Here is a 21,756-nt window from a genome sequence, read left to right on the forward strand (position 1 = left end):
GTGGGACTCGTCAGGCGTGCAGGCCCCACCACGCAACAAAGACGACCAGCCCCCCCACGAGGGCGCTCGCCACGGCGTGGAGGCGGAGGCGGTCGAGCAGGTGATGCTGCGCGTCGAACTCATCCTCGCCCGTCTCCCCCTCCGTCAGCCCGGCGGCCTCCGACACCTCCCCCCCAATTTCACACCGCGGGAGGAAGTCGAGCGCGACGTGCAGGAAGACGCCCGTCGCGATTCCGAAGACGAGGGCGTGCACGACGTCGCTGCCGGGCGGGGACGCAAACCCGACCGGGACCGCCGCGACGGCCACGGCGGCCGCCGGCACCAGGAGCACCGAGACGGGCCGGCCGGCGCGGCACAGCCGCCGTGCCGCCGCGTAGCCCGCCGGCGCCTTGTGCGACACGATCGCGAGGCCGAGCGCAGGGCCCAGGGCCGGCATCGTCGCGTAGACGGCCCCGATGACAAGCCCGGCGGCGAGCGAGTGGGCGGTCAGCTCCAGCGTCGTGGCGTCGACCGGAAGGTGCAGATGGGCGAGCTGGTGCTGGGCCGCGTGCAGCAGGAACCCCACAAACACCCCGGCCGCAATCCCAAACCCGCCCACGACCGGGTCGTGCCCGACGGCACTCGGGATAAGAAAAGCCCCCGTGCTCGTAATCATGGCCCCGCTCGCCCCCCCGTACCCCCAGGCGAGCCGGCGGGCCTGCCGCTCGCCCCCCGCCCGGCCGGTGGCCTCGGACTGGACGCCCAACCAGGCGCCCCCCGCCATCGCGACGAACGCCGTGGCCCCGATGGCGAATAGTTTCCAGAGCGACGCCGCCCCCGCAAGCCCCAGCGCAACGACGAGCACCCCGGCCCCGCCCCATCCGACCGGCGACATGGAGCGCGCAGGCGACGGCAGAGAGAAAGAGGACATTGCGCACCGGAGCAAGGCGAAGACAGCGATGGGGCGGTCGCGACGACGCGGACGACCGACCTGCGAGGCCGTAGGGTGGGGCCAGAAAGGCCCGGGCCGGCGTCGGGGGCCCCTCACACCCCCGCAACACCCAAACGACAAAACCCTCGATTCCGGACGAGCGGAACCGAGGGCTGAGCGGTCCGGACGGGACTCGAACCCGCGACCTCTGCCGTGACAGGGCAGCATTCTAAACCAACTGAACTACCGGACCGTCGATTTCAAAATTGCACCTATGTCTAAAACTGAGACCCGATCGGGTTCCGGACGCGAGGAATGTTCACACAGGTTCAACCCACGCCTCACTCCTGAGCGCTCCGACACGAGGCGTCCGGGGCTCCTTGAATTTCTCTCGGGACTGCCCACAGCCCCGGAAACAATCGAAATTCAAAAAGTACCAGGGGCTGGTCCACTCACGCAAGGGTGGAGCCACGTGTCGTTCTTGAACGCGCCGATTCTCTCAGACCGTCGACAAACCCGACAATGCCGACCTACACGTACCGCCGCGAAGACGGAAGCACCTTCGAGGTTGATCAGCCCATCACCGAAGATCCTCTCGACACGTGCCCGGAAACGGGGCAGGACGTGGAACGGATTATCACCGACAACCCCGGCGTCATCTTTAAGGGCGAAGGCTTCCACGTCAACGACTACGACGACCACGGCCCCAAGGAGGAGGCCCCGGACGCCGATGACGAAGACGCCGGGGCGGAGGGGTCGTAGGCACCGGTGGCGCCGTGTCCCCGTTTCCTTCCCGAAACGCGGGGGACTCACCGCTGCTCGAGCGTCTCGATCGAAAACCACTCTGCGTCCGGCTCCACCATGAGGGCCGGCTCCGGGCCCGCATCGTCCCACCCCTGGTCCTCTACCGTCATGAGGGGGGTCAGCGTCATGTCCCGATCCACCACGATCTGGCAGGCGAGGCGCATCTCTCCGAGCCGGCCGATGTCGGTAAGCTTGTCGTACTCGGCCTCGGTCATGACGGGAGGCTCCCCTGCTGCGAATTCCACGCGGCACGTGGTGCACTGGGACTGCCCCCCGCAGCGGTGCCCCACCGCCGCCCCGCAGTCCTCAATGGCCCGGACCAGCCGCGTGCCTTCTTCCACTTCACAGGGACCGAGGCCTTCGATCGTAAGCTCGTGCATGGGGGGCATCGTGATCTGCGAGGGGATGGACGGGGGCGGCCGGGAATTCGTCTAGCCCCAAGAGACAAATCCGAAGCGAGCACGTCAAGTGGAGGCCGGCGGGCCTCCCCCGTGGTGAGAGCGTCCGTCCACACCGGCCGGACTGAACGGCCCACTGGCCCCTGGACGCTGGAGGGCTGGCCTCCCCCGGTCGGGAAACGTTCTGGGATAAACCCGTAACGTGTGGCGCCTTCGGGCAACGAGGGCCGGCCCCACCATTCACATTGTGGATGGTTCCCCACCGCTTTCCCCCGCCTTTGGCCCATGTCGCACCCCGTCGTACTGGTCAACGAAGACGACCAATCACTCGGCACCGCCGATAAACTTCGGGCACACGCTGAGGGGTGGCTGCACCGTGCCTTTTCGGTGTTTGTCTTCGACCCCACCGGTCGGCTCCTCCTCCAACGGCGAACCGACGACAAGTACCACTCCGGCGGCCTCTGGTCGAACACCTGTTGCAGTCACCCCCGGCCGGAGGAGCCCGCAATCGACGGGGCCCATCGCCGGCTGCCCGAAGAGCTCGGCTTTACGGCCGCCCTCACGCCGGCCTTCCAGGACCGTTACGAGCTCCCCGTCGGGGACGCCCTCGTGGAGCACGAGCACAACCACGTGTTCATCGGCACGGCCGATACCCCCCGCATTCGTCCCAGTGCCGACGAAGTGGACGACTGGGCGTGGGTCGCCCCGTCCGCCCTGCGCGACGACGTGGCGGCCCGTCCACACCGGTATACGGCGTGGTTTCGGCACCTTCTTCCCGCTGCCCTCGCCGCTGCCCCGTCCGGCGACCCGTCGGCGTCCGCCCCCATGGCGTAGCCCGGGCCGGCGGGCGGAGCGGCCCGGAACTCTTGGCGACGAAACCCCTCCGATACGCCCTCAGCGTTTTCTTCTCTTCACCGCCCCCCTCTCGTGCCCGACGGTCGCCCCCCGTATCGACAGTACGCCGGCCTCGCCTTCGTCATCCTGACCTACGTCGGGGGCATCATCGGGTGGTCGTGCGCCGTACAGCAGGTCGAATCCACGCCCCCTCCCAACGGCTCTGCTCAAGTTCAGGCCGTCTCCGTTGGGGCCGCTCCCTCGGCCGCCGTCTCCGTCCCGACCGTCTTCGATAATGGGCCGTCTCCGAGACGCCCCATCCCGGGCTGGCGGGCGCGGGACGGCCTCCGTCTTCTGTCGCCCCTCGTGTCCTCCCACCAGACCCTGACGATCACCAATGACCGGGCGGATGTGGATGCTCGCAGTGCTTCTGTGCGTCGGTAGCAGCGCCCCCCTTGCCGCAGCCCCCACGGGCGCCGCCCCTCCCGGGTCGGATTCGACCCGGCACGCCGCCCTGGACCGCCTGCTGGAGCGATTCGTGGACTCGCAGGGCGACGTGGACTACGCGGCCCTGCAGGCGCAGGCCGACACTGTACTCGCCCCCTATCTCCAGACGCTCGCGGAGGCTCGTCCCTCTGCCCTGGATCGGGAGGCCCGCCTTGCCTTCTGGATCAACGCGTACAACGCCTACACGCTGAAGCTGATCGTCGACCACTATCCGGTGGCGAGCATCCGGGACATCGACGGCCCGCCCGACGGCGGCACCCCGTTTGAACGCCCCGTCGGCCCCGTCGCCGACACCGTCCGGACCCTCGACGAGATCGAGCACGAAATCATCCGCGTCCGGTTCGACGAGCCGCGCATCCACTTCGCGCTCGTCTGTGCCGCCAAGAGCTGCCCGCGCCTCCGCCGGGAGGCCTACACGGGCCCTCAACTCGACGCACAACTCGACGCACAGGCCCGCCGGTTTCTGCACGCGTCGTCCAAAAACCGCATTCCCGGCGGCAACGGCACCATTGCTCTGTCTCGCATCCTCAAGTGGTACGGGGCGGATTTTGGGCCCACCCCCACCGCCGTCCAGCGGGCCCTGGCCCCCTACTTCGACGGGGCGGTGCGCGACTCCCTGGCGGAGGGCGCGTATGACGTCCGCTACCGGCCCTACGACTGGACCCTGAACGCCCCCTCCCTCGATCGGGGCGACGGGGACCCCGACATCGCCGCCGACTCGTGATCCGCGGGTCGGGACCGAACATTTTCCCGCCCCCCGGGTTTTCACGTCCACGCACCCATCGGGGCATTGCCGCCCCCGTCCACGCATTTCGTTCTGACCCTGTCCAACACGTATGGCCTACGAGAGGTACGAGCCGGTCATCGGCCTGGAGGTCCACGTCCAGCTCCAGACCAACGCCAAGATTTTTAGTCCCGACGCCGCAGCGTTTGGGGCCGCCCCCAACACGCAGGTCGACCCCATCAGCCTCGGCCACCCGGGCACGCTGCCGGTGCTCAACGAAACGGTGGTCAAGCACGCCCTCCGGCTCGGCGTGGCCACCCACTGCTCCATCGCGGACCGCTCGGCCTTCGCCCGCAAGCACTACTTCTATCCGGACCTGCCGAAGGGGTACCAGATCTCCCAGTACGACACGCCGATCTGCTATGACGGCTACCTGGAGGTCTTCCCGGGGGAGGAGGAGGACGCGTCCCCGTCGGCCCCCGACTCCCGGCGCGTCGGCCTGACGCGCATCCACATGGAGGAGGACGCGGGCAAGTCCGTACACGCTTCGGCCGGGGGGACCACCCGACTCGACAACAACCGGTGCGGGGTGCCGCTGCTGGAGATGGTGACCGAGCCGGACCTCCGCTCCCCCCGGGAGGCCTCCCTCTTCCTGCAGCGACTGCGACAGCTGGTGCGCTACCTCGGCATCAGCGACGGCAACATGGAGGAGGGCTCCCTGCGCTGCGACGCGAACGTGAGCGTGCGCCCCCAGGGCCGCGAGGCGTTCGGGACGCGCACCGAGCTGAAGAACATGAACTCGATGCGCCACGTGGAGCAGGCGCTCGACTACGAAATTGCCCGCCAGATCGCCGCCGAGGAGCGGGGCGAGTCCATCACGCAGCAGACCCTGCTCTGGGACGCCGACGCGGGCACGACCCGGCCCATGCGCTCGAAGGAGGAGGCGCACGACTACCGCTACCTGCCGGATCCGGACCTGGTGGAGGTGCGGATCGAGGACGCCACGGTCGACGAGGTCCGCGCGAACCTTCCCGAACTGCCACGGGCCCGCCGGCGTCGGTTCGTCGAAGAGGTGGGCCTGCCGGCGTACGACGCTGGCGTCCTCACCGAGGAGCGCGCCGTGGCCGACTACTTCGAGGAGGCCCTGCGGCACCTCTACAAGCGCACGAAGGGCGGCGACACCGACGCGCAGGCCAAGGCGGTGTCGAACTTCATCATGACCGAGGTGATGCGCGTGCTCAACGAGCGGGACCTCTCCGTCAGCGAGCTGGGGGTCGGGCCGGAGCGCCTGGCCCAGCTCGTGTTTCTGCGCCTGCAGGACAAGGTCAGCTCCAACGGCGCCCAGGAGGTCTTCGAGGCCATGCTCGACGCCCCCGATAAGAGCGCGGGCCGCATCGCCGACGAGCGGGACCTGATTCAGGTCACCGATCGGGGCGCGATTGCCCCCGTGGTGGAGGACGTCCTGAACGACAATCCGGACAAAGTGAACACCTACCTCGGCGGCAAAGACGGCCTCCTCGGGTTCTTTATCGGGCAGGTGATGCAGCGCTTCGACGGCTCCCCCAATCCGGAGCTGGTCCGGTCGCTGCTTCGGGAAAAGCTCGATGCGCGGCGGGACACGGCGAATGTCGACGAGTAGCCGGTCCGATGATCTCCTCCCCTTCCGCCCACTCCCGTGCCGCCCTGTCGGGGCGGTGCGTCCTGGGCGCCCTTTTCCTCGTCGTGCTGTGCGGGGCCTGCCAGCCGCCCTCCTCGTCGGTCCGGAGCCACCTGACGGGCCGTGTCGCCGTCGACTCCTCGGCCGGGGCCCTCGACGCGTACCGCGACGTGCGGCTCCTCGTGGTTCGGCCGGACGGGCGCCGCCTCGATACACTGGGCCACGCCCGCCCCGGCCCCGACGGCCGCTTCCAGATGTCGATTTCCGCACCGGAGCGGGGCCTCTACGCCCTGTCCCTCTGGGGCCGGGGCGGCCGGGCGCAACTCGCGAGCACGGAGTACGTGGTGGCCCCCGGCGACACCGCCACGCTTCGCGTCTCCCTTCCGCTCCGAGGCGAGGGGCTCCGTCCGGTGTCGCCGGAGAACCGGGCCCTGCAGGCGTACCGCAACGCCATGACCATGCACCGGCGCCTGCTCACGCGCCGGCTCCGGACGGCGCCGTCCAACGCGACCATGCAGGTCCAGAACATCCGCCTCACCAGTAGCGTCCTGTGGGGCCTCCGGGACCGCTACCCCGGCACCTACGCCGCGGGATTTGCCGCCGTCGAGTCCCTCTCTCTGCTCGAAGGCTGGAACGACTCGCTGGTCGTGGCCCGCGCCCAGCGGATCGGCCCCGCCAGTCCGCACTACGCCGACGCCGCCCACATTGCCCGGCGGGCCGAGGCCCGCCTCGACGGCCATCGGGCGGCGCTCGCCCTCCTCGACACGCTGGAGGCCCGGGCCGCCACCGCGCGGCAGCGGGCTGGGGTGCAGGCCGCCCGCATCCAGGCCTTCCTGGACAGCGCACAGGTGGAGGCGGCCCTCTCGGCGTCTCAACGGCTCCGGGCCCGCTTCCCGCGCACGCCCTGGGCCGAATGGGCCCGCCGCACCGAGTACGAGGCGGCCCGGCTCCGGCCGGGCATGACGGCGCCGAACCTAACGCTCCGAACGCTTCGCGGCGACACCCTCTCCCTCCACGGCCTTCGGGGCCGGCCCGTCGTCCTCGAATACTACCGCCCCGGGCTCGACCTGTACGCCCTCCAGCGCCCCCTCCGGAACGCCCTGTACGACGCCACCCGGGCCGACTCCGTCGCGTTCGTCTCCGTCTCCACCGAGCCCGATACGCTCGTCAACCGGGCCTTTCTGCACAACCGACGACTGCCGGGCCATCGGGCCATCGCCGCCGACGGGCCGCAAGACCCGCTCGTCCGCCGGTACAACGCCACGCGCCTCCCCCGGTGGATTCTCATCGACGACACCGGGGCCATCGTGGACTGCTACTGGGCCGGCGATTTTCCTGCCCTCCGGCAGGGCCTCACGCAACTCCTCCACGCTCGGCCCACGGCGGCCGCCCCCCTCTCCCTGCCCTAACCTTTTCCGCGGTCCTTCATGGAGTCGGAACGTGACGGCCTTGAAACATGCCCCGCTGTCCGCGTACTTGGCTCGTGCTGGTTCATCGTTGGTCTTCTGCGATAGCTCCACCCGTGCCGTGCCGTCTGCTCTCTCCGGGACCTTCTCCTACATCAAGAACTTTCTTCAGGATCAGGATGTCGCGGCGATCGTGCCTTCCTCCTCCTTTCTGGTCCGACGCGTCTGCAAGTGGATCGACTTCGAGGAGGACCAGGTCGTCGTCGAGTACGGCCCCGGAAACGGGGTCTTCAGCGAGTTCATTCTCGACCGCATGACGGCGGACTCGACGCTCCTCCTGGTCGAGAGCAACCCCGACTTCGTGGAGATGCTCGAGGAATGGACGAGCGACGACCCCCGGGCGCTCGTCGTGCAGGACCGGGCCGAGCGTATCGTCGACATTCTCGACGCGCACGACGTGGACGCGGTCGACTACATCGTGTCCGGGATTCCCTTCTCCTTCTTCGACGAGGGCGAGCGGGAGGAACTGCTCGCCCGGACCCGAGACGTCCTCGCGGAGGACGGGAAGTTCCTCGTCTATCAGAACTACAACCACCTGGAGGCCCCGCTCCGCAAGCACTTCTCGGCGGTCACGAAGGAGTACGAGCCCCGCAACATCCCCCCGACGATGTTTGTCTACGAGGCGCAGAAGTAGGACGGCGCCCTGCCCGATTCGATTTTCCGCACAACCCTTCCCTGTCTATGCTGGTCGCTGGCAACTGGAAAATGAACACTGACGTCCCGGAAGGCCGGGCGCTCGCCGACGCCATCGCGGAGGGCCTGTCGTCCACGGCCGCCGACCGGGGCGACGTCGACTTCCTCGTCTGCCCCCCGTACGTCCACCTGCCGGCCGTCCGCGAGGCGCTGGCGGACGTCCCCGTCGCGGTGGGGGCCCAGGACATGCACGCACAGGACGAAGGGGCCTACACGGGCGACGTGTCCGCCCCCATGCTGTCCTCCATCGGGTGCGACGCCGTTATTCTCGGCCACTCCGAGCGGCGCACGTACTACGACGAGACCGACGCCGAGGTCAACGCAAAGGCCCAGCAGGCCCGTGCCCACGACCTTGTGCCCATCGTGTGCGTCGGCGAGACCCTCGAGCAGCGGAAGGCGGGGGAGGCCGACACGGTCGTCCGGAGCCAGGTGGACGGGGCGCTGTCGGATGTCTCGATCGATGGCGCGGACGAGCTGATCGTGGCCTACGAGCCGATCTGGGCCATCGGCACGGGGGAATCCGCCGCCGCCGAGCAGGCGCAGGCGATGCACGCGGTGATCCGGGACGACCTGAGGGAGCGCTACGGGGGCGACGTGGCGGACGAGGTGCCGCTCCTCTACGGCGGCAGCATGAAGCCGCACAACGCCTACGGCCTTCTCTCCCAGCCGGACATCGACGGGGGCCTCATCGGCAGCGCGAGCCTCGAGGCGGAGAGCTTCCTCGGTATCGCCGAGAAGGCGGCAGAGGTGCTCGAGACGTCCGGGCACTGACCCTTCCCGTCCGTCAAGCCGTCGCCGTGGCCCGGAACGGCAACGGGGGCGCACCGGGCCCCGCATGGTCCTGCGAGCCGATTTGCACGCCGCCGCCCCACGCTCCTGTGCGTCCTCCCAGGGCGACGACGTTCCTGCGTCGCCGACGTGGACGAAAACCTTTTCTCTTCTTACCATGTGAGGTAGGCCCTCGCCGTCCACATCCGACCGAGGCCTTCTCCTTGTCGTTTTGTCCTACAACCCTCCCCAACCGACCCATGGCCCAAGCAACCCGCACCCCCATTGCCAAGCACCTCGGCGACGAAGCTGAGGACCTTCTCGACCACGAGTGCGAAACCATTCCGAAGGACCAGATTCACCTTCCCGGCCCGGACTTCGTGGACCGCGTCTGGAAGGGCTCGGACCGCAGTCCCCAGGTCCTCCGGTCGATGCAGCAGATCTTCAACCACGGTCGCCTCGGCGGGTCCGGCTACATCTCCATCCTGCCCGTCGACCAGGGCATCGAGCACTCCGCCGGCGTCTCGTTTGCGCCGAACCCGATGTACTTCGACCCCGAGAACATCGTCAAGCTGGCCATCGAGGGCGGCTGCAACGCCGTGGCCACCACCTACGGCGTGCTCGGCTCCGTGGCGCGGGACTACGCCCACAAGATCCCCTTCGTCCTCAAGATCAACCACAGCGAACTGCTCTCGTACCCGAACCGGTACGACCAGGTGCCCTACGCCCGCGTGGAAGACGCCTACGAGCAGGGCTGCGTCGGCGTCGGGGCCACGATCTACTGGGGCTCCGAGGAGTCGAACCGCCAGCTGCAGGAGATCTCGAAGATCTTCTCCCGGGCGCACGAGCTGGGCATGACCACCATCCTCTGGTGCTACGTGCGCAACAAGGAGTTCGTCCTGAACGGCTCCAACTACGAGGGCTCGGCCGACCTGACGGGCCAGGCCAACCACCTCGGGGCCACCATCGAGGCGGACATCATCAAGCAGAAGCAGCCGACCCTCACGGGCGGGTACCAGGCCGTGCGGGACCACAAGGACGAGGGCTACGCGAAGGACCCGTCGCTCGTCGACGAGAAGCTGCTGACGGACCACCCGATCGACATGACCCGCTACCAGGTCGCCAACAACTACATGGGCCGCTGCGGCCTCATCAACTCCGGCGGGGCCAGCGGCGAGAACGACCTGCAGCAGGTCGTCCGGACGGCCGTGATCAACAAGCGCGCCGGCGGGATGGGCCTCATCACCGGTCGCAAGTCGTTCCAGAAGCCGATGGAGGAGGGCGTCGAGATCCTGAACGCCATCCAGGACGTGTACCTCGACGACGACATCACGATTGCCTAACCGCGTGATGCCGAGGGCAGATCAATTCGTACCAGGCCCCGTAGCGTGCCTCCACCGCCCGGTGGGGGCACGCTTTTTTTGTGTCTCAGAACCTGGCATGTTGATTTTCCCTCGCAAGAGGGGCCCTTCCCAATCCTGTCGGGGACGACGTGCAGGCCCTCGCTGCCGCCCGCAGCCTCGTGGCATGCATGGAAAACGGGCTCTCAGGGCCCGGCGGCTTCGTCGGCCGTCCACCTCACGCGCCACGCCCGCTGCGGCTTTGCCTCGCGGCTTCCGCAGCTGTGCGGAAACGGCGTTCCCTCCTGCTCCTGCCACACGTGCGCCGTTCGCGGCTCGCCTTCGGCCCGCACCCGCACCGCCCAGCCCTCGTCGGTCTCGTCCAGCCCCACCCCCCGCACGGCCGGGAGGGCGGTCGCCCCCCGTCGTTGCCGGAGGGACAGACACGCCGCCTGGACGGGCCGCGGCTGGTGGACCGCCCCGCGCACCCGGTCGAGGTCGTGCAGGTGTCCGTCCCGGTGCGCCCCCACCAGGTCGGCCATGTCGGCGGGGCGGAGCCAGCCGTAGTGTGTGCCGTCGGGCAGCACCAGGGCGGTGGGGGCAAAGCGGTGTCCCCCGAGGTGCGACGTCTGCCACGCGGCCTCGGGGGCGGCGTCGGCCACGGCCTGAGCGACGGGGCGCCCCCACTTGGCACAACAGGCATCCCGGCGGCCGTTCACGCAGGTGAGCACGAGCGGCCCTGCCTCAAGGGCAGGACCGGAGCCCCGGAGCGCCTCGGGCACCCGCAGGGCAGGGAGGTCCCCGTAGGCCCCAAGCGACCACTCGCGCACGACCGGCCGCGGCCCGGCCCGCACGGCGATGCAGCGAATGCGGCCCGGGTCGTCCCACCGCTGAAGCCCCCGACGGATGAGCTGCACGCGCAGGTCGGGCATCGTGTCCGTCCACCCCGCAATGGCCTCGTGCACGCTCGGCCCCCACGCCGCATCCTCGACGGCGTCTGTGCTCCACGGCGAGGGGTCTTCGATCAGGAGCCAGTGGGTGGCCTCGGTGGCGGTGCCCCTCGGCGAGACGCCGTGCGAGCGGGCCAGCCGTGAACAAAAAGCGGACGCCATACAATCCTTCTCGACGAAACAGGTACGGAATTCGGGCCCCGTCCGGATGAACGGGGACGACGCCGGAGTCCTGTGATCGGCCTCCGGGTTTGATTGCCTCGTTGAACCCCGCGCCGCCCCCTCTCGTTCGCCCCATCACGCCGGTTTTCCCCCAAGTTCTTCGTGTCCATGCCCGAGCCCGAATCGCCCGAGCCCGACGCGGCTCCGCCCGCAGACGAGGCCCCCGAGGCCGCCCCCGACACGCCGCCCCTGGACCCGTACACGGCCCACTACCCGCCGTGGGCCCGAGAACTGGCACGGAAGTACTTCACGAAGACGGTTTCCACCTTCATCCTCCACGGCGACATTCGCGACGTGGTGCCGACCGAGGACCGCGACGGCGCCCGCATCTACCCGCCGCTTCGGCGCTTCCTGACCGACGACCTGTTCGCCGCCCGCGACGTGGTGGTCTTCTACGACCGCAGCGCCGGGATCCACTTCGCGGACGCGGCCTCCCGACGAGACTTCAGCCGCGCCCTGGCCGGGGAGGAGCGCCTCGCCGGCACCGAATACGAGAACAACCTGCCGAAGGCCCCCAACAAGGTCTTCGAGCTGCTGGAGGACTACTTTCGCCTCCGCCTCTCGAACGGCACCCGAGTGGCCTGCGTCATCGACTACGCGGAGACGGTGGCCCCCATGGCCGAGGCGTCGATGTACTCGGCCCCGGATCGGCAGTCGCTCGTGTACCTGCAGAAGTGGTCCCGCGACTCGCTCTTTCTGGAGAGCGACTTCACGCTCACCCTTCTCACCGAAAACCTGACGGACTTGAACCAGCAGCTCGTCCAGAGCCCCCACACCGCCGAGATTTACGTCCCGATTCCGGAGGGCGACGACCGGCAGGCGTACATCGACTGGGCCCTGGACGAGCGGGGCGACCGGTTCCGGGCACACTCGGACGTGTCCCCGGAGGCCCTGGCCCAGAACACGGCGGGCCTCAACTACACGCAGCTGCGGACGATCCTGGCCGACGTGCTGGAGAACCAGAACCGACTGACCGCCGCCACGCTCTCCGACCTGAAGAAGGAGTTCATCGAGGCGGAGGCGTACGGGATGCTCGAGTTTATCGAGACGGACAACTCGCTGGACCTGATCGCGGGCCACACGGAGGCGAAGCGCCACCTGCGCCAGGCCGCCCACGCGGTGCAGACGGGGCAGCACGACGTGCTCCCGATGGGGTACCTCGTGAGCGGGCCCGTGGGCTGCGGCAAGACGTTCCTGATCAACTGCTTCGCCGGGGAAATTGGGATTCCGATGGTGAAGCTCAAGAACTTCCGCTCGCAGTGGCAGGGCGTGACGGAGGGCAACCTGGAAAAGATTCTGAACCTGCTGGAAGCGATGACGCCGGTGGCGGTCATGATCGACGAGGCCGACGCGGCGCTCGGGGACCGCGACGCGCAGGGCGACTCGGGCGTGAGCCAGCGCGTCTTCTCGCAGATCGTCTCGTTCATGAGCGACCCGGCGCACCGGGGGCGCGTGATCTTCTTCCTCGTCACGGCCCGTCCCGACCTGATGCCGGTGGACCTCAAGCGGCAGGGGCGCGCAGAGGAGCACCTCTCGCTCTTCTACCCCCACACCCGCGCGGACCGGGAGGAGCTCCTTCGGGTGATGATGCGCCGAACGGGCGTGGACCTGCCGATTGAGGCGGTTCCCCCTGAACTGCTGGAGGGCGAGCGCACCTACAGCGGGGCCGACATGGAGGCCGTCCTCACCCGCGCCGCCTTCCGGGCCGCCGGGTCGAACGACGGCACCGTGACGCCCGCCCTGCTGCAGGAAACGGTGAACGACTTCATCCCGCCCACCTACCCGACGGAGGTGGAGCTCCAGCAGCTGGCCGCCGTGCTGGAGTGCACGAGCCGCGACCTGCTCCCGGAGCGCTTCCGGTCCATGAAGCGGGAGGAGGTCGTCGAGCGGCTCGAACAGCTGAAACGGATGGTGGACTAGTCGCCCCCCGGCGCGACGAAACGCATCCGAAGACGATGGATGGCCGGATGGACGCCACGACCCGGATGACACTGTCCGTCGGTGCCCTTATGTTTCGGATGATTTGGTTTCCCGCTCCCCATTGGACGCACGCCGCCCGCATGACTGCTTCGACATTTCGCCGCTACGGATTCGGCCTTCTCAGCCTCGTCCTGTTGGTCCTGCCGTCCCGCCTCGCTGCCCAGGACTACGAGGTGCCGACGGTGACCGACACGTACGCCCTCCAGAACGCCCGCGTCGTACAGGCCCCGGGTCAGGTGCTCGAATCGGCAACCGTCGTCGTGCGGGATGGCGTGATCGACGCCGTGGGGCCGGACGCCGAGGTGCCCTACGACGCCCGCACCATCGAGGCCGACTCGCTCGTGGTCTACGCCGGGTTTATTGACGGGCTCTCGCACGCGGGGGTCGAGATGCCGGAGGGCGAGGACACGGACGTCGAGGACCCCGGGAACCCGCCCCCCGACGCGGCGGGCATTCAGCCGGACCGGTCCGTCCGCCCGTTCCTGTCCCCCGACGAATCGGCCCTGCAGTCGCTGCGGAAGGCCGGGTTCACCCTCGGCCACGTCGCCCCGGAGGGACAGATGCTTCCCGGCGCCAGCGCGCACGTCTTCTACGGCGGGGAGACGGCCAACGACATGGTCCTGGAGGCCGGCCCCACCCTCTTCGCCCAGCTCCAGACGGCCGACGGCTACGTGTACCCGGCCACGGGCATGGCCGTGATTGCGCAGATGCGGCAGCTGTACCGCGAGGCGGAGCGCCGCCAACAGCTTGAGGCGGCCTACGAGCGGGACCCCACGGGCCGCCCACAGCCGCCTCAGGACCCACAGCACAGCGCGCTCTTCTCCGTGCTGGACGGCGAGCAGCCCCTCGCCTTCTACGCCGACGAGGCCCTCTCCCTCCACCGCATCCTCGCGCTCCACCAGGAGCTCGACTTCCCGCTCGTGCTGGCCGGCCTTGGGGAGAGCCACGAGCTCGTGGACGCCCTTCAGGCGGTCGACGCGCCGCTTTTTCTAACGCTCGATCTGCCGGAGGAGCCGACGCGGTCGACCGGCCAGGATACCACGACGGCCGATACCACGAGCACCCCGTCCCGCTACTACAACCCGGACCTGCAGGTCCCGTCGCACGAAACGGTCGCCGAGGAGGAAGAGAACCTTGAGCTCCGCCACGCCATGGAGCGGCAGGACTACCTGGAGACGGCCGCCACCCTGCACGACGCCGGGCTTGAATTCGGCTTCACCACCCGCGAGGCCGACCCGGGCGACGTCCGCGGCAACCTCCGCACCATGATCGACCAGGGCCTCCCCGAACAGACGGCCCTCGCCGCCCTCACGACCCGCCCCGCCGCCCAGCTGGGCCTGGACGACCGCCTCGGGACCGTGGAGGCGGGCAAGATTGCCAACCTGGTCGTCACCGACGGGTCGTACTTCGCGGAGGACACAAAGGTCACGCACGTCTTCGTAGACGGCCGGCTGTACGACTACAGCGCCGACGGCTCCGACGAGGGGGAGGTCAGCGGCGACGTGTCCGCGGTCCTCGGGACGTGGTCGTACACGCTTGACACCCCGCAGGGCGAGCTCTCCGGCGAGGTCACGATTGAGGGCGACCAGTCGGGCCTGGACGGCACCTTCGTCGGTCCCCAGGGCGACGAACAGCCGCTCCAGTCGGTGTCGTTCGACGGCACCACCCTCTCGTTCACGGTGGACTCCCCGCAGGGCGGCTCCGTGTCCGTCTCGGTGACGGTCGAGGGCGACACCTTCGACGGCTCCGCCTCCACGTCCGGCGGCTCGTTCCCCATCTCTGGGGAGCGCACCAGCGGTCCGAATGCGACTCAGAAGTAGTGTAAGCCCCCACGCCCCGCGCCGAACTCTGCGCGCCCCCTCCGACGATACTCTGCGTTCCGGTTCTACGATCTTCCATGCCTTCTGCTTTCCCCTCTCCCTATCGTTCCGTCTTCGGCGTCCTTGCCGCCATGCTGCTGTGGGCCGCGCCCACGCAGGCCCAGGACCAGCTCCGGGGCGACGCCCCGGACGACTGGCTCATTCAGGACGCCACCGTGCTGACCGTCACGAACGGCACCATTGAGAACGGCGACATCCTCGTCCGCGACGGCGACATCGCCCGGGTTGGACAGGACCTCTCCGCCCCGAGCGGCGTCGAGACGTACGACGCCAGCGGCGAGTACGTGATGCCCGGCATCGTGGAGGCCCACCAGCACATGGCCATCAGTGACGTCAACGAGGCCACCAACCCCGTCACCGCCGAGGTCGGCGTGGGCGACGTGCTCAACCCCTACGACATCGGCATCTACCGCGCGCTGGCGGGGGGCGTGACGACCGCCCACGTGATGCACGGCTCCGCCAACCCCATCGGCGGCCGCAACGAGACGATCAAGCTGCGCTACGGGGTCACGAACCCGGACCGCCTGCAGATGGACGGCGCGCCCCGGACGATCAAGTTTGCCCTCGGGGAGAACCCGACGGGGCTGTACGGCCAGGGGCGCGACCAGGTGCCCCGCACCCGCATGGGCGTGGAGCAGGTCATCCGGACGGCCCTCACCAAGGCCGAGCGCTACATGGAGGCGAAGCAGGCCTACCAGGACGGGGAGCGGGCCCGGCCGCCGGCCCACAGCGAGCGGATGGAAGTGCTCGCCCGGGTCCTCCGGGGCGACATTCTGGTACAAACCCACGGGTACCGCGCCGACGAGATGCTCATGCTCATGGACGTCTTTGAGGACTTCGGCATTCAGGACCTCGTCTTCCACCACGCGAACGAGGGCTTCAAGATTGCCCCCGAACTGGCGGCCTTCGGGGACAACGGCGCCGGCGCAACGGTCTTCTCGGACTGGTGGTCGTACAAGTTTGAGGTCTACTACTCCACCGCCTACAACGCCGCCGTCCTCGCGGAGAACGGCGTCAACGCGTCCATCAACTCCGACATTCCGGGGGAGCAGCGCGACCTGTACCTCCAGGCCGCCAAGACGCAACGGTACGGCGACCTCTCGGACACCCAGGCCCTCCGCCTCATCACCATCAATCCGGCCCGGCAGCTCGGCATCGCCGACCGTGTGGGGTCGATTGAGGAGGGCAAGGCCGCCGACCTGGCCCTCTTCAGCGAGCACCCGCTATCGGTCTACACCGAACCGCAGCGGACCTACGTCGACGGGGTCGTGCGCTTCGACCACGAGGAGGACCCCGACGACATGCGGCTCCGCGTGGACCCGGAAGGGACCGTCAACCTGGCGCGGGACGGCTGGAGCCGCCACGCCGCCCACAGCTGCCTGAAGGGCGTGGCCCAGCTGCGCGCCACCCGCAACGGCGTATCCCTCGAAAACACGGGCCGGTAAGTCCTGCCCCCCTGCCTCTCTGATCGCCTGCTGACCAACACGTTTGCTCATGCTTTCTCCCTTCTGCCCGCGGCCCCAGCGCGTCTTCGCGGGGCTGACCCTGCTCGTTGCCCTCCTGCTGGCCCTGCCCGCCCACGCCCAGAAGCAGCCCGGCTTTCAGGGGCCGTTTGCCCTGACGAACGCCCAGGTGATCGTCGCCCCCGGCGACACCCTCGACGACGGCACGGTCGTCATCCGTGACGACTCAATTGCCGCCGTGGGCCCGAACGTGTCGGTGCCGTCCGACGCCCAGGCGTTCGACCTTTCGGGCCAGATGGTATACCCCGGATTCATCGACAGCGGCACGCACCTCGGCCTCGCGGAGATCGGCTCCCTTCCGGAGACCCAGGACTTTAACGAGATTGGCGACCTCACGGCCCACATGAACGCCCTCACGGCCGTCAACCCCAGCACCGTGCACGTGCCCACGACGCGGGCTCACGGGATCACCTCCGTCATCACGGAGCCGGAGAACGGGATTCTGCCGGGCACGGCCGCCCTCATCGGCCTGCACGGCTACACCCCCGAGCAGATGCACCTGGGCGACGTGACGCTCACGAAGCTGAACTTCCCGTCCGTCGGCCGGCAGGGGCCGTCGGACGACCGGTCGCCCGAGACGATCCAGAAAGAGGCGGAGAAGGCCCTCACCCAGCTCAACGACCTCTGGGCGCAGGCCGAGCGGTACGCCCGGATCGACTCGGCGGTGGCGGAGCAGCCGGAGGCGCGGCGTCAGCCCGAGTTCGTGCCCGCCATGGAGGGCCTGCTTCCGGTGATCCGCGGCGAGCAGCCCCTCATGATCTCCGCCAACGCGGCGGCCGACATCTCGAAGGCCCTCGACTGGGCGGAGGAGCGCGGCGTGCTCGACCAGCTGATTCTGAGCGGGGCCCTGGAAGGGTGGCGCGTCGCCGACGAGATTGCGGCGGCCAACGTGCCGGTCCTGGTCGGCTCCATCATGCAGCCCCCGAGCCGCGAAAGCGACCGCTACGACAAGGCGTACCGCACCCCCTCCCTGCTCCACGACGCTGGCGTGACCGTGGCGCTCCGCTCCGGCAAGACCGAAAACGTGCGGAATCTCGTCTTCCACGCCGGCTTTGCCGCCGCCCACGGCCTCGGCAAGACGGAGGCCCTCCGCGCCATTACGACCACCCCGGCGCGCATCTTCGGGGTCGCGGACCAGGTGGGGACCATCGAGGCCGGCAAGCGGGCCAACCTCTTCGTCGCCGACGGCGATCCGCTTCAGCCCGCCACCGACGTGCAGCACCTCTTCATCGACGGGTACAAGCTGCCGCTCGAAAACCGGGCCACGAAGCTGTACGACGAGTTCCGGAACCGGAATCCGGGACTGACGAAGTAGCGGCCGCCGTTCGGGGCGGAGGGTCAACCAGTTCAGTACCTCAAGCTTGGAACGGCCAGGGAATCGGCCTCCAGGGATGTACGTCGAGGCCCCCGGGACGTACGAGCCGAGTCACTCGTCGATGCGTTACCCGATTTCAAGCATCCGCTCCACGGCCTCCAGGGCACCGAGGCGCACCTCTTCCTCGATCTCGATCTTGTACTGGTTGTTCGCCAGATTGCGGTAGGTGTCCTCCAGGGTAATCTGGTTCATGTGCGGGCACCGCTGCCAGCACATCCGCAGCAGGTTCTTGTCCGGGTTGGCACCCATGATGTTGTCGCCCATCGAGCACTCCGTGAGCAGGAGGTAGCTCTCCGCGTCCGTGTTCTCGACGTAGTCGATCATGGACGAGGTGCTGCCGGAGTGGTCGGCCTCCTCCACGACCTCCGGGCTGCACTCAGGGTGGGCCAGCACCACGGTGTCGGGGTGCTCCTCGCGGGCCTGCTGCACGTCCTCCACCTGAAACATCTCGTGGACCACGCAGCGCCCCTCCCACCCGATCAGGTCAGCGTCGGCGGCCTCGGCCGGGGCCCCGTCGCCGCTCGTGGGCGCGCCGTCGCCCCCCACATCCTTCCGCTCGCGCTTCTGGGGGAAGAGCACGTCCTTTCCGGTCTCCTGGGCCACGTTCTGGGCCAGGAACTCGTCCGGGATGAAGATGACGGTGTCCGAGTCGAGCGACTCCACGACCTGCGCCGCGTTGCTGGAGGTGCAGCAGACGTCGCTCTCGGCCTTCACGTCGGCGTAGGTGTTGACGTACGTCACGACCGGCAGCCCGGGGTAGCGCTCGCGCAGGCGCCGCACGTCCTCCGCCGTGATGCTCTCGGCCAGCGAGCAGCCCGCCTCCTCCGCGGGCAGAAGCACCGTCTTGTCCGGGTTCACGATCTTGGCCGTCTCGGCCATGAAGCGCACGCCGCAGAACACGATCGTATCCGCCTCCGCCTCGGCGGCGCGCCGACTCAGCTCCAGCGACGAGCCGGTGTAGTCCGGAATCGTGTGGAAGAGGGCCGGCTCCATGTAGTTGTGGCCCAGGATCACCGCGTTCTGCTCCTGTTTGAGCGCGTTAATCTCGGCGGCCATCTCGGCCTTGTTGCGGAGCTCCGGGTCGCTGGGCCGATCTTCGAGGCGCTCCTCGAGGATGTCGTAGAGCGCGTCGGGGTCGGTCAGGGTGGCAGCGTCGTTCATCATGGCGGTAGGCTACGTGTGTCGGGGATGGATCGGGATGCGGCGGCAGGACCGTCTCAGTGGATCCGCATGCTAAGGTCGAGCGTCTCGGGCGAATGTGTGAGCGCCCCCACGGAGATGGCGTCGACGCCCGTTTCGGCGATGGTCGGGACCGTGTCGAGCGTCACCCCGCCGGAGGCCTCCAGGGGCACGCGCCCGTCGGTGCGGGCCACCGCCTGACGAAGCGTTTCGGGCGGCATGTTGTCGAGCAGGATGAAGTCGGGCGCGAGGGCAAGGGCCTCGTCCAGTTCGTCGAGGGTCTTCACCTCGACCTCGATCGGGTAGTCGTCGCCGTGCGCATCGCGGGCGCGGCGCACCGCCTCGGGGATTCCCCCGGCCCCGTCGATGTGGTTGTCCTTGATGAGGACCATGTCGTAGAGCCCCATGCGGTGGTTGCGGCCGCCCCCGTGCCGCACCGCATACTTGTCGGGGCGACGGTGCCCCGGAAGGGTCTTGCGGGTGTCGAGGATGTCCGCCTCGGTGTGCGAAACGGCGTCGACGAAGCGGCGCGTCCGGGTCGCGATGCCGGACAGGCGGCCGACGAAGTTGATCGCCGGGCGCTCGGCGGTGAGGAGCGCCCGCCCGGGCCCCTCCACGGTGGCGAGGAGCTGTCCGGCCTCGACCCGTTCCCCCTCGTCCACCGACGGTACGAACTGCAGGGCCGGGTCCACGAGCCGACACAGCGCGTCGGCCAGCGGCAGCCCCGCAATCACGCCGTCCTCTTTCGCCACGAGCCGGCCGTCCAGGGGGGTGTCGGCCGCCAGGGCGGCCGTGCTCGTGACGTCCCGGCGCGACGGCGCCTCCCCCTCGAAGTCCCACTCGCCATTGGGGTCTACGTCCTCCGCGATGCTGAGCCGCAGGAGCGAGAGCACGGAAGGGCGACGAAGCGCGTCCGGCAGCGCGCGCCGGGCCCGCTCTCGGGGCGACGCGACGGTCGTGGGGTCGGTGCTCACAGTGTTGCGGGATCGAACAGTCGTACAGCATGCGAGGGGGCGCCTAAGAGGCCGGCGGGGAGTCCGAGCGTTCCATGTAGTGGCACCCCACGGAGGTCTCATTCGCCTTGGCCGCCTCGGCAATCAGGCGGGCCGCCGTGCAGGCCGATCGGAGTTCGTGGACGCCGCGCCGGGCACTGGGGTCCGTCCAGGCGTCAACGTCCGCCTCCACGGCGTGCAGGGCGTCGAGGGCCCGTTGGAGGCCGTCGGGCGTGCGGCGAAGGCCCACGTGCTCGTCCATGACCCGCTGGAGGCGCTCAACGGACGCGTCGAGGGCCGCGTCGGACGGCGGCGATCCGGCCGTCGTCGAAAGGGAGACCTCCTGGTCGGTTGGCGTCGCCCCCGCGGCATCGGTCCCCGCCCGCAGCCCCCACACCAGTCCCTCCAGGAGCGACGTGGAGGCGAGTCGGTTCGCCCCGTGGACGCCCGTTCGGGCACACTCGCCCACGGCATAGAGCCGACCGAGCGACGCCCGCCCATGGGTGTCTACGTCGACGCCGCCACAGAGAAAGTGTTCGGCGGGCACCACCGGGATGCCGGTCGACGGGTCCACCCCGTGCTCCGCGCACATCGCCGCGAGGTCCGGAAAGGTCCCGGCAAAGTCGAACGACGAGACGTCGAGCACGACGCGCCCGGTGCGTTCGTGCGCCTGCTCCACGGCGCGGGCCACCACGTCTCGGGGGGCCAGCTCGGCATCTTCGTGGACCGCGGGCATGAAGCGCTCCCCGTTCGCGTCGCGGAGGACCGCGCCCTCGCCCCGCACCGCCTCGCTCACCAGAAACGGATCGCCGTCCGCCACGCAGACGGTCGGGTGAAACTGCACGAACTCCATGTCGGCCGTCGCGGCCCCGGCGCGGTGCGCCATCGCGATGCCGTCCCCCGTCGCCCCCCCGGGGTTCGTGGAGCGGCTGTAGAGCGCCCCGATGCCGCCGGTGGCGAGGACAGTGGCGCCGGCGTAGTGGTGCCGCACCGCGTCCCCCGACTTGAGGAGGGCGCCGTGGATGTCGCCGTCCCGCTCCAGCAGATCAATGGCGGCGGTGTCTCCCCGAATCTCCACGCGGTCGTGGGCGGCGAGGTGGCTCAGGAACGGCTCGTGAATGTGCCGCCCCGTCGACGCGTCGACGTGCAGGATGCGGTCTTCGGAGTGGGCGGCCTCGCGTCCGTAGTGAAACGACGCGCCGTCGCCCCCGGTGTCGAAGTCCACGCCGAGCGTGTCGATGAGCACGTCCCGCACGGCGGCGTCGGCGTTCTGCACGAGCACGTCGAGGGCCTCGGGGTCGCTCGTGCCGCTGGAGGCCGTGTGGATGTCCTCCTTGAACTGGCGGGGCGCTTTGCGGGCCACCGCGATGCCGCCCTGCGCCCACCACGTGGAGGCCCCTTCGGGCTGCGTCGCCTTCGTGGCCAGGGTGACGGAGGCGCCGTCGCGGGCGGCCCCGAGCGCGGCGGACAGGCCCGCGATGCCGGAGCCCAGCACGAGAATGTCGGTCGTAGAATGCGTCATCGGGGAAGGGGCACTTGTGCTACCGGACAGGG

At 69.3% G+C, this 21,756-nt stretch carries 19 protein-coding genes and 1 tRNA gene; 13 read left to right on the top strand and 7 right to left on the bottom strand.

Features of this window, described 5'->3' with window-relative positions:
• Positions 1 to 10: 10 nt before the first annotated feature.
• Positions 11 to 874, bottom strand: a complete 864-nt coding sequence (locus tag SRU_RS15510) for a zinc transporter (protein ID WP_051010834.1) — start codon at positions 872 to 874, stop codon at positions 11 to 13.
• A gap of 214 nt (positions 875 to 1,088) precedes the next feature.
• Positions 1,089 to 1,163, bottom strand: a tRNA-Asp gene (locus SRU_RS10005).
• Between the two features lie 269 nt (positions 1,164 to 1,432).
• On the opposite strand from SRU_RS10005, the gene SRU_RS10010 reads away from it, so the two are divergent.
• The gene (locus SRU_RS10010) at positions 1,433 to 1,672 is read left to right on the top strand and encodes an FmdB family zinc ribbon protein (protein WP_013062310.1); all 240 of its coding nucleotides are present in this window, start codon (positions 1,433 to 1,435) and stop codon (positions 1,670 to 1,672) included.
• 47 nt (positions 1,673 to 1,719) lie between these two features.
• On the opposite strand, the gene SRU_RS10015 is transcribed toward SRU_RS10010, so the two are convergent.
• Positions 1,720 to 2,094 (bottom strand): 2Fe-2S iron-sulfur cluster-binding protein, encoded by a 375-nt coding sequence (locus SRU_RS10015; RefSeq protein ID WP_118828994.1) that lies wholly within the window; start codon positions 2,092 to 2,094, stop codon positions 1,720 to 1,722.
• 303 nt (positions 2,095 to 2,397) lie between these two features.
• On the opposite strand from SRU_RS10015, the gene idi reads away from it, so the two are divergent.
• The 8 genes from idi to SRU_RS10055 all read left to right on the top strand — a co-directional run bounded on the left by idi (position 2,398) and on the right by SRU_RS10055 (position 10,104).
• Complete coding sequence (gene idi / locus SRU_RS10020; RefSeq protein WP_148278427.1) at positions 2,398 to 2,946, top strand: isopentenyl-diphosphate Delta-isomerase; 549 nt, start codon at positions 2,398 to 2,400, stop codon at positions 2,944 to 2,946.
• Positions 2,947 to 3,039: 93 nt separating this feature from the next.
• Entirely contained in the window at positions 3,040 to 3,390 is a 351-nt protein-coding gene (locus SRU_RS10025) for a hypothetical protein (RefSeq protein WP_013062311.1), read from the top strand.
• Positions 3,362 to 4,177: a DUF547 domain-containing protein gene (locus SRU_RS10030; RefSeq protein ID WP_011404636.1), complete on the top strand. Its 816-nt coding sequence runs from the start codon at positions 3,362 to 3,364 to the stop codon at positions 4,175 to 4,177. Before SRU_RS10025 ends, SRU_RS10030 begins: the two co-directional genes overlap by 29 nt.
• A 112-nt stretch (positions 4,178 to 4,289) precedes the next feature.
• Positions 4,290 to 5,816, top strand: coding sequence for an Asp-tRNA(Asn)/Glu-tRNA(Gln) amidotransferase subunit GatB (gene gatB, locus SRU_RS10035; RefSeq protein WP_011404637.1), 1,527 nt, complete (start codon positions 4,290 to 4,292; stop codon positions 5,814 to 5,816).
• Positions 5,817 to 5,824: 8 nt separating this feature from the next.
• Positions 5,825 to 7,243 (top strand): TlpA family protein disulfide reductase, encoded by a 1,419-nt coding sequence (locus SRU_RS10040; protein WP_011404638.1) that lies wholly within the window; start codon positions 5,825 to 5,827, stop codon positions 7,241 to 7,243.
• A 118-nt stretch (positions 7,244 to 7,361) separates the two neighbouring features.
• Positions 7,362 to 7,934, top strand: a complete 573-nt coding sequence (locus tag SRU_RS10045) for a class I SAM-dependent methyltransferase (protein WP_231847096.1) — start codon at positions 7,362 to 7,364, stop codon at positions 7,932 to 7,934.
• Between the two features lie 47 nt (positions 7,935 to 7,981).
• A complete protein-coding gene (gene tpiA, locus SRU_RS10050) occupies positions 7,982 to 8,764 on the top strand; it encodes a triose-phosphate isomerase (RefSeq protein WP_011404640.1) in 783 nt (260 codons plus the stop codon).
• Positions 8,765 to 9,021: 257 nt separating this feature from the next.
• Entirely contained in the window at positions 9,022 to 10,104 is a 1,083-nt protein-coding gene (locus SRU_RS10055; protein WP_013062314.1) for a class I fructose-bisphosphate aldolase, read from the top strand.
• A 203-nt stretch (positions 10,105 to 10,307) separates the two neighbouring features.
• Here SRU_RS10055 and SRU_RS10060 read toward each other — a convergent pair whose 3' ends face one another.
• Positions 10,308 to 11,213 carry a sucrase ferredoxin gene (locus SRU_RS10060; RefSeq protein WP_011404642.1) on the bottom strand — a complete coding sequence of 302 codons (906 nt, stop codon included), beginning with the start codon at positions 11,211 to 11,213 and terminating at the stop codon, positions 10,308 to 10,310.
• Positions 11,214 to 11,381: 168 nt separating this feature from the next.
• Between SRU_RS10060 and SRU_RS10065 the strand changes: the two genes are divergently transcribed.
• The 4 genes from SRU_RS10065 to SRU_RS10080 all read left to right on the top strand — a co-directional run bounded on the left by SRU_RS10065 (position 11,382) and on the right by SRU_RS10080 (position 17,971).
• Positions 11,382 to 13,193 (top strand): AAA family ATPase, encoded by a 1,812-nt coding sequence (locus tag SRU_RS10065; protein WP_013062315.1) that lies wholly within the window; start codon positions 11,382 to 11,384, stop codon positions 13,191 to 13,193.
• A gap of 140 nt (positions 13,194 to 13,333) precedes the next feature.
• Positions 13,334 to 15,073, top strand: coding sequence for an amidohydrolase family protein (locus SRU_RS10070; protein WP_231847098.1), 1,740 nt, complete (start codon positions 13,334 to 13,336; stop codon positions 15,071 to 15,073).
• Positions 15,074 to 15,150: 77 nt separating this feature from the next.
• Entirely contained in the window at positions 15,151 to 16,578 is a 1,428-nt protein-coding gene (locus SRU_RS10075; protein ID WP_011404645.1) for an amidohydrolase family protein, read from the top strand.
• Positions 16,579 to 16,627: 49 nt separating this feature from the next.
• The gene (locus SRU_RS10080) at positions 16,628 to 17,971 is read left to right on the top strand and encodes an amidohydrolase family protein (RefSeq protein ID WP_011404646.1); all 1,344 of its coding nucleotides are present in this window, start codon (positions 16,628 to 16,630) and stop codon (positions 17,969 to 17,971) included.
• A 126-nt stretch (positions 17,972 to 18,097) separates the two neighbouring features.
• Here SRU_RS10080 and nadA read toward each other — a convergent pair whose 3' ends face one another.
• Genes nadA through SRU_RS10095 form a run of 3 tightly spaced genes read right to left on the bottom strand, consistent with a single transcriptional unit; the run spans position 18,098 to position 21,724 of the window.
• Complete coding sequence (nadA, locus tag SRU_RS10085; RefSeq protein ID WP_013062316.1) at positions 18,098 to 19,195, bottom strand: quinolinate synthase NadA; 1,098 nt, start codon at positions 19,193 to 19,195, stop codon at positions 18,098 to 18,100.
• Positions 19,196 to 19,248: 53 nt separating this feature from the next.
• Positions 19,249 to 20,184 (bottom strand): carboxylating nicotinate-nucleotide diphosphorylase, encoded by a 936-nt coding sequence (gene nadC, locus SRU_RS10090; protein ID WP_013062317.1) that lies wholly within the window; start codon positions 20,182 to 20,184, stop codon positions 19,249 to 19,251.
• A 43-nt stretch (positions 20,185 to 20,227) separates the two neighbouring features.
• Positions 20,228 to 21,724 carry an L-aspartate oxidase gene (locus tag SRU_RS10095; RefSeq protein WP_011404649.1) on the bottom strand — a complete coding sequence of 499 codons (1,497 nt, stop codon included), beginning with the start codon at positions 21,722 to 21,724 and terminating at the stop codon, positions 20,228 to 20,230.
• Between the last annotated feature and the right edge of the window lie 32 nt (positions 21,725 to 21,756).

It is taken from the genome of Salinibacter ruber DSM 13855, from assembly GCF_000013045.1.
Taxonomy (GTDB): domain Bacteria; phylum Bacteroidota; class Rhodothermia; order Rhodothermales; family Salinibacteraceae; genus Salinibacter; species Salinibacter ruber.

Bases quoted from the DNA above. Each gene is read 5' to 3' on its own strand.
- SRU_RS10015 (WP_118828994.1), bottom strand. From the start codon at position 2,094: ATGCACGAGCTTACGATCGAAGGCCTCGGTCCCTGTGAAGTGGAAGAA.
- idi (WP_148278427.1), top strand. From the start codon at position 2,398: ATGTCGCACCCCGTCGTACTGGTCAACGAAGACGACCAATCACTCGGC.
- SRU_RS10010 (WP_013062310.1), top strand. From the start codon at position 1,433: ATGCCGACCTACACGTACCGCCGCGAAGACGGAAGCACCTTCGAGGTT.
- SRU_RS10030 (WP_011404636.1), top strand. From the start codon at position 3,362: ATGCTCGCAGTGCTTCTGTGCGTCGGTAGCAGCGCCCCCCTTGCCGCA.
- SRU_RS10055 (WP_013062314.1), top strand. From the start codon at position 9,022: ATGGCCCAAGCAACCCGCACCCCCATTGCCAAGCACCTCGGCGACGAA.
- SRU_RS10095 (WP_011404649.1), bottom strand. From the start codon at position 21,724: ATGACGCATTCTACGACCGACATTCTCGTGCTGGGCTCCGGCATCGCG.
- gatB (WP_011404637.1), top strand. From the start codon at position 4,290: ATGGCCTACGAGAGGTACGAGCCGGTCATCGGCCTGGAGGTCCACGTC.
- SRU_RS15510 (WP_051010834.1), bottom strand. From the start codon at position 874: ATGTCGCCGGTCGGATGGGGCGGGGCCGGGGTGCTCGTCGTTGCGCTG.
- nadA (WP_013062316.1), bottom strand. From the start codon at position 19,195: ATGATGAACGACGCTGCCACCCTGACCGACCCCGACGCGCTCTACGAC.
- SRU_RS10065 (WP_013062315.1), top strand. From the start codon at position 11,382: ATGCCCGAGCCCGAATCGCCCGAGCCCGACGCGGCTCCGCCCGCAGAC.
- tpiA (WP_011404640.1), top strand. From the start codon at position 7,982: ATGCTGGTCGCTGGCAACTGGAAAATGAACACTGACGTCCCGGAAGGC.
- SRU_RS10060 (WP_011404642.1), bottom strand. From the start codon at position 11,213: ATGGCGTCCGCTTTTTGTTCACGGCTGGCCCGCTCGCACGGCGTCTCG.
- SRU_RS10075 (WP_011404645.1), top strand. From the start codon at position 15,151: ATGCCTTCTGCTTTCCCCTCTCCCTATCGTTCCGTCTTCGGCGTCCTT.
- SRU_RS10080 (WP_011404646.1), top strand. From the start codon at position 16,628: ATGCTTTCTCCCTTCTGCCCGCGGCCCCAGCGCGTCTTCGCGGGGCTG.
- SRU_RS10070 (WP_231847098.1), top strand. From the start codon at position 13,334: ATGACTGCTTCGACATTTCGCCGCTACGGATTCGGCCTTCTCAGCCTC.
- SRU_RS10040 (WP_011404638.1), top strand. From the start codon at position 5,825: ATGATCTCCTCCCCTTCCGCCCACTCCCGTGCCGCCCTGTCGGGGCGG.